This window comes from Novosphingobium sp. (genome assembly GCF_032093395.1).
In the GTDB taxonomy this organism is placed as follows: domain Bacteria; phylum Pseudomonadota; class Alphaproteobacteria; order Sphingomonadales; family Sphingomonadaceae; genus Novosphingobium.
In genome coordinates, this window is record NZ_DAMDBA010000045.1 from 33166 (window position 1) to 40843 (window position 7678).

A 7678-nucleotide genomic window follows, 5' to 3' on the forward strand; every position below is an offset into this window, starting at 1 on the left:
GGGCTCGGCGAATTGAGCGCTGCAAGGCGCTCGCCGCCGAACTGGGAGAAGCACTGGCCGTAGAACTCGACGTCACCAGCGAGGCATCTGTCAGCGCCGCTTTCGACGCAGCGGAGGCGCGCTTCGGAACGATCGACGGTGTGATCTGCAACGCAGGCATCGGCACCGGGGGTCGCTCTACCGATGTGCCCGAAGAAGGCCTGCGCCATGTACTCGACACCAACCTGCTCGGCGCGATGCTGGTCGCCCGCGAAGGCGCGCGGCGGCTGATCGTCGGGGGAAGCCGCGGGCACGGACGGGGCCGCGTGGTCCTGATCGGATCGATCACCGCGCAGCAGAACGGCACCGGCGATGCCATGTACGCCGCGACCAAGGCGGGCCTCGCCCATCTCAGCCGCCAACTCGCGCGCGACTGGGTGCGCCAGGGCATCAACGTCAACACCATCCAGCCCGGCTGGATCGCCACCGAGATCAACAGGGACTGGTTCGCCAGCGAGCGCGGACAGGCCGACATCGCCGGTCTCCACCGCCGGCGCCTGCTCGATGCGGAGGCGCTGACGCCCATGCTGCTCTACCTGCTGTCCGACGCCTCCGCACAAGTGACCGGGGCAACCTTCACCATCGACGATGGGCAGTCGTTATGACGAGTAGAGGTGCCCTCGACGGGCTGACCGTGATCGAAACCGCCGAGCGGGTCAGCGGCGAATATACCGGCAAGCTGCTGGCCGATCTCGGCGCCGAGGTGATCAAGGTGGAACGCCCCGGCGGCGCTCCGACGCGCGCGATGGGGCCTTTCGCGGCGGGGGAATCGACGCTGTTCGCCTACCTCAATACCAACAAGAAGTCGGTCGTGCTCAACCCTGCCGACGCCGCCGACCGCGTGGTGCTCGACCGCCTGCTCGCCCGCGCGCACGCGCTGATCGACGATCACGACGCCGGCTGGTGCCGGGCCATGGGCCTCACTCCGGGAATGGTCGCCGCTGCCTATCCGAAGCTGGTCCACACGCTGGTCACGCCGTTCGGGCAGGACGCACCGGAAGGCTGGCAATCCGCCCGCCCGATCAACGTCATCGCGGCGGGCGGCTGGGCCTATCACAGCCCCAGCGAAACGCCTGCCGACAAGCCGCCGCTGAAAGGCGCGGGCCGGTTCCTCTCCGACTACGAAGCCGGAATCGACGCCGCGCTGGCCACCATGACCTCGCTGCTGCGCCTGCGCCGCACCGGTCAGGGGCAATTTGTCGATATTTCCGAAGTGGAAGTGCAATTGAACCGCATCGACTGCGTGCTCGGCCGGATGCTCGCAGGCGAGGCGGAGCCCAGCGATGCACGCACCGCCTACGACATGGGCGGCCCCGGCACCGCCTTCGCCTGCCGCGACGGGCATGTCTTCCTGCTGATGACGACGAAAGCGCATTGGCAAGGCCTCTGCGCGCTGATGGGCGATCCGGCCTGGGCGGACGAACTGCGCGAGGACTGGCTGGAGTTCGACTGCACCCCGCCCAACGTCGCGATGTTCCGCGAACACTTCTCGGCGTGGATCGCCCGGCAGGACAAGCACCCGATCACCGAGGCCGCTCAGAAGGCAGGTGTCGCCATGGTGCCGGTCCATACGGCCGACGATCTTCCGCGCCACGAACAGTTCGTCCATCGCGGCTTCTTCCAGCAGGCGGTGCATCCGACATTTGGAGAGGTCTCCTATCCCACCGCCGCCTACCGCATAAGCGCCACGCCGGTCCGAATTCGCTCCACCGCGCCAGAACTCGGCGCCAGCCGTCAGGAGGCCGACGCATGAACGGTTTTACGCGGAGGCGCGGAGACGCGGAGAAGAAAAAGGAAAGGTGGGATGCACGCAGAGATGCAGAGACGCAGAGAGGTCGTGCTGCGCCGCAGGCTCCTTCATTGCCTCTACGTTGCGGCACCCGCCACGCTCCTGAATTGAGCGGCTTCGCCAGAAACAAGACATCTCTGCGTCTCTGCGTCTCTGCGTGCCCCCGTCTTACTCCCCCCTTCTTCGCCGCTTCTCCGCGACTCCGCGCGAACCCAAGGCCGGAGCGCCACGATGCCGCTTCCTGACCGAAAAGGCCCCCTCGCCGGCATCCGCGTCATCGAACTCACCAAAGTCTGGGCCGGTCCTTACGCGGGCAAGCTGCTGGCCCATCTCGGTGCGGAAGTGATCAAGATCGAATCCCGCTCCAACCTCGACGAGATGCGCGCCTACGGCGGCGTGGACATCGATGCGGCGCCCTATTTCCTGTCGATCAATCAGGAAATCCTCTCGGTTCAGGTCAACATGAAGACTGCCGAAGGACTGGACCTCGTGAAGCGCATGATCGCCAGCGCCGATATCCTGATCGACAACATCCGCCCCGGAGCGATGGAGCGGTCCGGCCTGGATCACGAAAGCCTCAAGGCGATCAAGCCGGACCTCATCCAGTGCGCAATCAAGATGTGGGGCACCGACGGCCCGCTGGGCTATCAGACCGGCTACGCCCCCTGCTTCGCCGCGCTATCGGGCCTGACCGCGCTGGTGGGGCATGAAGGCGAAACGCCCAAGGGCATGAACATCCGCTACGGCGATTCCACGGCGGGCGCCCTCGCCGCACTCGCCTGCGTGGCCGCGCTCCACCACCGCGAGAGCACGGGAGAAGGCCAGTTCATCGACCTGTCGGCGGTAGAGGCGATGACCAGCCTCGTCGGAGACAGCCTGTTCACGGCCAGCGTCACAGGAGTCGTGCCGGAAGCGGACGGAAACGTCCATCCGGAGATGGCTCCGCACGGCTTCTACCCCTGCTCCGGCGGAAGCTGGACAAGTATCGCCGTGGCGAACGAGGCCGAATGGCATGCGCTTTGCCATGTGCTCGGCGCGCCCGCGCTTGCCGCCGACACGCGTTTTTCCGACCTCGCTGGAAGGCTTGCCAATCGCGGCGAACTGGACGCCGAACTCGCGGCCCTCACTCGATCGCATGACCCCGCCGAGCTGGCCGAAAGCCTCAGGAATGCGGGCGTTCCAGCCTTCAAGGCGATGAGTTCCCTGGACCTCTGCTCCGATGCCTTTCTCTGGCAGCGGCAAGCATTCCGCATGGTCAACGATCACCGCAACGGCACTCGCCCGATCATCGGCCCATCGTGGCGGATCAGCCCCGATGGCCCCGCCGTCGAACGCGGCGCGCCGCTGCTGGGGGAACACAACGCTTACGTCTATCGCGAAATCCTGGGCTTGTCCGAAGGCGAAATGAACGATCTGATCGCGCGGAAAGTGATCGACTGAAAGCGATCACGGGGAGATATCGGATGAAGCTGGCGTTTGCGATGCCGCATATGCTCGAACTCAAGGCGACGATGCAGCCCTGGGAAACCGCCGTGACCGGCGCCGACCAGACCGCACTGGCCAAATGGGCGGAAAAGTTGGGCTTCGAGATGATCGCAGTGCCCGAACACCACATCATCCCCAAACGCCACGTGGAGCTTTCCGGCCCGTTCTACTTCAACGCCTTCACCGCCATGAGCCATTTCGCCGGAGCGACCGAGCGGGTGCGGGTAAACTCCTGCATCGCCATCCTCCCGGCGCAGCATCCGATCGTGACGGCCAAAGCACTGGCGACGATGGACTGGCTTTCCTCCGGCCGGGTGACCGTCACTTTCGCGGTCGGCTGGCTGGAGGAGGAGTTCGCGCTCCTCGGCATTCCCTTCCACGAACGCGGTGCCATGGCGGACGAATATATCGAGGCCATCCTCGCGCTCTGGACTCAAGAAAATCCGGAGTTCGAAGGCAGGTACGTCTCCTTCAGAGACGTCGCGTTCGCGCCGAATCCGGTGCAGAAGCCGCATATTCCCGTCTGGTTCGGTGGCGATGCCGATGCCGTGTTGAAACGCACCGCCCGCCATGCACAGGGTTGGTGGCCCTTTCTGACGAAGCCGGAAACGATCCCGGAGCGGCTGGACTTCATCCGCTCGCAGCCCGACTACAACGGGCAATTGCAGGACGTGTTCTACGGCATCTCCACCGCCCGCGTCGGCGAAGGCCACAAGGTGCTGGACGCCGATCCCCGCGCTCGGCCCGGCCAATCCAAGGAGGAACTGATCGCGCGCCTTGGCGAATTGGCGGAGTGGGGCGTCACCTGGAGTTCGATCCCGATCCCCCCGCTTTCGGGCATCGAAGCCTATCGCGACTACACCCAGTGGATCGCGGAAGAGATCATGCCCGCCGTCCGATGAGAGCGCCGGGTGGTGCCTGCCGAAACGGCCGCACCACCCGGCACTCCTATCAGAACTGGCCGATCAGAACTTGCCGGAGAACGAGGCGCCGATGACGCGCGGCTCGTTGAAGACGGCGGCCATGTACTTCTCGATCACGCCCTTGAGGTTCTTCTCATTGGTGATGTTGCGCGCGAAGGCGGCGATCTCGTAGCGGCCGTCCGGCGCCGAGTAGCCCACCTTCAGACCGCCCTCGAAGTCGTTCTTCGAGTAGAACTCCCGCGTCTTGTAGAGCACGAAGTTCGTATAGCCCTGCCACATCCAGTCGGTCGCGGCGAACAGCGAACCGCCATTGCCCAGCGGAACGTCATAGCGGGCGGTGACATTGGCGGTGTATTTCGGCGCGTTGGGCAGCGGATTGCCGTCGATCTGGGCAAAGACTCCTCGCGCATTGGTGATCGTCGGATCCTGCACGGTGCAGACCACCACGCCGTTCAGCGCGCAAACCTGGGCGTAGACGTTCTTGTCCTTGATCTCGGTGTGCAGCAGGCTGAGTCCCGCCGTCAGCGTGAGGTTAGGGACCGGACGCGCTTCCAGCTCGGCTTCCATGCCGTAGGCCTCAGCCTTGTCGGCATTGAACAGCACGCCGTTGCCGTCGCTGTCGTTGCCGTTCAGCTGGATGTCCTTCACCCGATAAGCGAAGCCCGAGAGGTTGAAGCGGACCTTGTTGTCGAACAGCTGGGTCTTGATGCCCGCCTCGCCGGAGAGGATCGTTTCCGAATCCGCCGTGGTGAAATCGGAGTTGAACACCGCCGAGCGGCCCTGGATGGTCGGTCCACGGAAGCCGCGCGCCACGCGGGCGTAGACGTTCACATTGGGGTTCACCTCGTAGTTGACGCTGACGTCCCAGCTCGGCTCCTCGCCCGAGAGACGCACATAGCGGCGCCCGCGATACGTCACGGCGCCGGCTGCGGTGTCGGCGGTCTTGAGCAGGCGCGTCTTCTTGGTGTCCTTGGTATAGCGGCCGCCGGCGGTCACCGTCAGCCCCTGCGCCAGTTCGTAGCTCACCTGTCCGAACAGGGCCCAGCTGGTATTCTGGTTGCGCAGACGCACCCAGTTGTTGGGATTGTTGGCAGGCGGCGTCAGGAAATAGGCGCGCTGGTAGAACTCGGTGATGTCGCGCTGGTCGAACCACATTCCACCGATCTGCCACTTGAAGCGGGTGTCGCCATTGCTCGACAAGCGTAGTTCCTGGCTCAGCTGATCGAGATCGCGGACGTTGCCCTGAGACTGCCCGAAGCCGTTGGCCACGCCGTTCACCGGGAAGTTCGCTCCGGCGCCGCCGTCCGTATCGCCCCGGCTGTAGCCCGACGTGGTTTCCCAGGCGCTGATCGAGGTGAGCGTGACCGGGCCGAAGTCCATCGCGATGCGGTTGGAGGCGCCGTAGGTGTCATAGGCCTGCGGGTTGTTGTGCGCCTCGTCGAGAGCGATCTTGTCGCGCGGTTCGTTGCTGACGTCGTTCGAGCCCTTGGTGAAGGCGGCGCGATGGAAGATCGTGGAGGTGCCCGAATACTTGCGGGCGTGGAAGCTGGTCAGCATCGAGAAGTTCGAGCCGGTAGGTGCCAGCAGCAGTTGCACGCGCGCATCGCGTTCCTCGAAGCCGCCCATGGCGTTCTTCTTGGGCGAGACGGTGCCGTCGGCGCTGGGGCCGCTGTAGGTATTGTCGATCCAGTCGTCGCGGCGCTGATAGAGGCCCGAGACACGCACCGCCAGCACGTCCTGGATGATCGGTCCGCCCACGCCGGCATCCACGTTCACCGAGTTGTAGGAACCGTAGCTGGCATTCGCGCGGCCGGTCCAGCGGTCGGTGGCGGGTTTGATCGTGTCGATCTTGATGATGCCCGCCGTGGTATTGCGACCGAACAGCGAGCCCTGCGGGCCGCGCAGCACTTCCACCTGGTCAAGGTCGTAGACGGGGTTGGATTTCAGGACGACATGCTCCAGCACCACGTCGTCCTGGATGATCGACACCGGCTGCGAGGCGCCCAGATAGAAGTCGATATTTCCCAGGCCGCGAATGTAGAAGCGGGGAAAGATGCGGCCGGTGGTCGTCTCGGCATAGAGGCCCGGAACGCGGCCGGACAGGGCGAGAATGTCGTCGCCCGCAGCCTGAAACGTGCGGAACTGGTCGCCGCCGACCACACCGACGGAGATCGGCACCTGCTGGAGGTTCTCGGTACGCCGCTCCGCCGTAACCACGATGTCGCCAAGGCCTTCTCCCGAAGACGAAGCATCCTGCGCGAAGGCATGGGTGGAAATACAAATGGCACCCAGACCGCAGGTCAGATGCAGAGCCTTGCGGGCGATAAGTGTCATGGACACGTCGCATTCCCTGTTGGCAAGTAAACCGGCTGGGCGGTTACTTTCCCTCGATGACAGTCCTGTTACCGAACTTGGCGCTCGTAAAGTTTCACAACGTAGATCCGCGCTGAAACAACTTTTTCAACATCGCATTTTTCATGCCTTGCGACATTTGCGCCACGCTCGCGCCCCCGCGATCAATCCCTGCCCGTGCTTGACGCCGATCTTCCGCGCGGGAACTTTCACGGTCGACGAGGGAGAGAACCGGACATGACTTTACCCAGGCCCCTGCCAAGGCTGGACCAGGAAAACACCGCCTTCTGGACGGGCGGTGGCGAAGGTCGGCTCAACATCATCAAGTGCGGGGACTGCGGACAGTTCACCCATCCACCGCGCCTGCTGTGCCGCCATTGCCAGTCCGAAAACGTCGCGCCCGAACCGGTGCCGGGCACTGGAACGGTCGACAGCTTCACGATCAATCACCAGCCCTGGGCCAAAGGACTGGAGGTGCCTTACGTGATCGCCCGCGTGAAGCTCGATGGCGTTCCCGGCGTCTATCTCACCACCAACATCGTCGGCTGCCCCGTCGAAGCCGTCGAGTTCGACGACAGGGTTCGCGTCACGTTCGAGGAACAGGACGGCGTGTTCTTCCCCCTCTTCAAGAAAGTGGACTGATGGCCAGCAAGCCCGCACATCTCAGGGAAGCCTACATAACCGGCGTCGGCCAGTCCGAAGTCGGCGTGCGCCTGCCGCGCCATCCACTTCTGTTGACCGTCGATGCCGTGCGCGAAGCGCTCGACGATGCGGGCCTCACGCTCGACCAGATCGACGGCGTGTTCACCTATCCCGGCAAGATGAACGGCTATACCGCCTTCTCCCCGGTCGCCAGCGAGGATCTCATCGAAGTCCTCGGCATCAAGTCGAAATGGCACATGGGGGCGATGGAGCAGCCCGCGCAGCTTTCCGCGATCGGCGTGGCCGCCATGGCCGTGAAGCAGGGCCTGTGCCGCCACGTCATCTGCTTCCGCACCGTCTACGAAGCCGGCGGCATGGCCGACCCCGCGCAATACATGGCCGGCGCGAAGCAGGACCGGGTCACCGGCGCATCGCAGTGGACCAGCCC

6 protein-coding genes and 1 pseudogene are annotated in these 7678 nt (G+C 64.6%); 6 read left to right on the forward strand and 1 reads right to left on the reverse strand.

Features of this window, described 5'->3' with window-relative positions:
• The 4 genes from RT424_RS15100 to RT424_RS15115 all read left to right on the forward strand — a co-directional run.
• Nucleotides 1–644: SDR family oxidoreductase (locus RT424_RS15100; RefSeq protein ID WP_313439922.1), on the forward strand; the 644-nt coding region annotated here is incomplete at its 5' end.
• Entirely contained in the window at nucleotides 641–1792 is a 1152-nt protein-coding gene (locus tag RT424_RS15105) for a CoA transferase (protein WP_313439924.1), read from the forward strand. The genes RT424_RS15100 and RT424_RS15105, both read left to right, overlap by 4 nt.
• Before the next feature lie 267 nt (nucleotides 1793–2059).
• On the forward strand, nucleotides 2060–3268 hold the full coding sequence (locus RT424_RS15110) for a CoA transferase (protein WP_313439927.1): 1209 nt from the start codon (nucleotides 2060–2062) through the stop codon (nucleotides 3266–3268).
• Between the two features lie 23 nt (nucleotides 3269–3291).
• Nucleotides 3292–4215, forward strand: coding sequence for a TIGR03619 family F420-dependent LLM class oxidoreductase (locus RT424_RS15115; protein ID WP_313439930.1), 924 nt, complete (start codon nucleotides 3292–3294; stop codon nucleotides 4213–4215).
• A gap of 63 nt (nucleotides 4216–4278) precedes the next feature.
• Here RT424_RS15115 and RT424_RS15120 read toward each other — a convergent pair whose 3' ends face one another.
• Nucleotides 4279–6570, reverse strand: coding sequence for a TonB-dependent receptor domain-containing protein (locus RT424_RS15120; protein WP_313439943.1), 2292 nt, complete (start codon nucleotides 6568–6570; stop codon nucleotides 4279–4281).
• 255 nt (nucleotides 6571–6825) lie between these two features.
• Between RT424_RS15120 and RT424_RS15125 the strand changes: the two genes are divergently transcribed.
• Both RT424_RS15125 and RT424_RS15130 read left to right on the forward strand, forming a co-directional pair.
• Nucleotides 6826–7230, forward strand: a complete 405-nt coding sequence (locus tag RT424_RS15125) for an OB-fold domain-containing protein (protein ID WP_313439932.1) — start codon at nucleotides 6826–6828, stop codon at nucleotides 7228–7230.
• Nucleotides 7230–7678, forward strand: a pseudogene (locus RT424_RS15130) (thiolase family protein); the annotation flags it as partial. The gene RT424_RS15125 and the pseudogene RT424_RS15130, both read left to right, overlap by 1 nt.